Here is a 1335-nt window from a genome sequence, read left to right on the forward strand (position 1 = left end):
TGTCTCGTCCTTAAATAGGTTGACGCGCCGCCGCCTTTTTCGCGACGCATAAATCAGACTCTACAGACGCCCGGTGTACCTCATCGGGCGTTTTGTATTTCAGGGCCAGGTGTGGCCGCTGTTGATTGTAGATGCTGATTGCCTGGTCAATCATGGTGGCGGCCTGCTCCAGATCCTGCGGTTTGGCTGTCAACAGCTCATTCTTCAGAATGCCGTTGACCCGCTCCGCCAGTGCATTTTGATAGCAATCGTAGCCGTCGGTCATTGAGCATGCAACGCCATGTCTGCGGTGAACCTGCTGATACGCCTCGGCGCAATATTGCAGCCCACGGTCCGAGTGGTGCACCAAAGCCCGATCGGTCTTCCGCTGCCGCAGCGCCATGTTCAAGGCCTTCAATACCCCGTCGGTGTGTAGACTGGCGTGCAAGTGGTGCCCCATGATGCGGCGCGAGTAAGCGTCGGTGATCAGGCTAAGGTAGCCAGTCGTTTGCACGGTCTCGATGTACGTGATGTCGGCCACCCAGAGTTGCTCGGCCATGACAGGCTTCGGCCGATTCTTGACCAGGTTGGGGTGTTTGTACAGCCAGTGCTTTGAATCCGTGGTCTTACGATAGCAGCGCTTGGGCTGAACCAGCATATGCGCCCGCCGCAAGGCGTCAAACAGCCCATCACGGCCGAGCTTCAGCCCGGCCTCGGTAAATTGTTCCTTCAGCAGGAAATGCAGTTTGCGCGTGCCGATCTTCGGCTGCTTGAGCCGCACCTGTTGCACCATCGCCTGGGCGATACTGTTACGCGAGGCACGGTTGATCTCCGCATGTATCCGCTTGTAGTACGCCTGCCGGCTAATCCCGAACAACGCGCAGACCCGGCTTACGCTCAGGCCTTCCTTTTCTTGGAGGATTTGCGTTGTTCGGGCGAAGGCTTTTTTACCAAGGCCACCCCATGTTCCTTGGCAAGCACATCCAGCATGGTCTTGTAGACCAGGGAGCGCTGACGCGATTCTTCCAGCTCGGCTTCCAGCTGCTTGATGCGTTGCTCTGGCGTGAGGGGTTTGGACATATGGGGTGGCGTCGGCTTGCCGGGCACGAGTTGCAAGGCTAATGGACTCCAATCCAGTTGCCCGTGCTTGCGCAACCATGCTAGCACCGTACTTCGCCCCTGGATGCCGTATTTCCTCTGGGCCTGCTTGTAGGTCATCTCGCCTTTTTCGACGGCGCTCACAACACCCAGTTTAAAGGCCACCGTGTAGTCGCGCTGGGTACGTTTTCCCTCAACTGCCATCTTGCTCTCCTCAAAATAAGGCGAACTCATGACAACCGATTGTAGGACGGGACA

At 57.3% G+C, this 1335-nt stretch carries 1 protein-coding gene; it reads right to left on the bottom strand.

The window, feature by feature from the left end; translation table 11 throughout:
• Window positions 1–10 precede the first annotated feature (10 nt).
• A protein-coding gene (locus tag NX778_RS24515; protein WP_370661369.1) for an IS3 family transposase occupies window positions 11–1281 on the bottom strand; the annotation gives its coding sequence in 2 pieces (ribosomal slippage) (window positions 11–939 and window positions 939–1281; 1272 coding nt in all).
• Between the last annotated feature and the right edge of the window lie 54 nt (window positions 1282–1335).

It is taken from the genome of Massilia terrae, from assembly GCF_024753145.1.
In the GTDB taxonomy this organism is placed as follows: Bacteria; Pseudomonadota; Gammaproteobacteria; order Burkholderiales; family Burkholderiaceae_D; genus Telluria; species Telluria terrae.